The organism is Faecalibacterium sp. An192, assembly GCF_002160175.1.
In the GTDB taxonomy this organism is placed as follows: domain Bacteria; phylum Bacillota; class Clostridia; order Oscillospirales; family Ruminococcaceae; genus Faecalibacterium.
In genome coordinates, this window is sequence record NZ_NFKB01000150.1 from 1 (window position 1) to 702 (window position 702).

Annotated in this window: 1 protein-coding gene; it reads left to right on the plus strand. The window is 46.0% G+C overall.

All coding sequences use genetic code 11. The features are described 5' to 3' along the window. The first annotated feature begins 139 nt into the window (after positions 1–139). Positions 140–577, plus strand: coding sequence for an IS200/IS605 family transposase (gene tnpA / locus B5F27_RS16365; protein ID WP_087369079.1), 438 nt, complete (start codon positions 140–142; stop codon positions 575–577). The last annotated feature ends 125 nt before the right edge of the window (positions 578–702 follow it).

Sequence of the window (702 nt, forward strand, 5' to 3'; positions counted from 1 at the left end):
TTGTATAACGAAAACCACTCGCTAGGCGAGTGGTTCGAAAAAAGACTTATGTCGATGATGATGACAGAAAAACTCCCTTTGCTTAAAATGGAAGTGCGGTCTGCCAACTGCACAACCAAGCAAAGGGAGGTCATTCAAAATGAACGACACAAACAGTCTATCACACACCACGTGGAATTGTAAATACCACATAGTTTTTGCCCCAAAATTTCGGAGGAAGGTATTTTACAAAGAGAAACGTCGCGCAATCGGAATGATTTTAAGAAAATTATGCGAATGGAAGGGTGTGCACATTGTCGAAGCCGAGGTATGTCCGGACCACATCCACATGTTGGTGGAGATCCCACCCAAAATTTCTGTTTCAAGTTTCATGGGATACCTGAAAGGAAAAAGCAGTTTGATGCTGTATGAGCAGTTTCCGGAGTTGAAGTTCAAATACCGAAACAGAGAATTCTGGTGCAGAGGGTACTACGTGGACACCGCAGGCAAAAACGCAAAGAAAATCCAAGAGTACATCCGAACCCAGTATGAAATCGACCAGCAGGGAGAACAGCTTACGATGATGGGCAAACAGTAAGCTGAACAGCCCGTTTACGGGCGGGAAGTAACAAATCCTTCGCGGCTGGCAGACCGTACTTACGCGACGTGACGCGTGGCTAGTATTCTAGGGCTATGCCCGCATATGAAAAACCCCCGGCTATG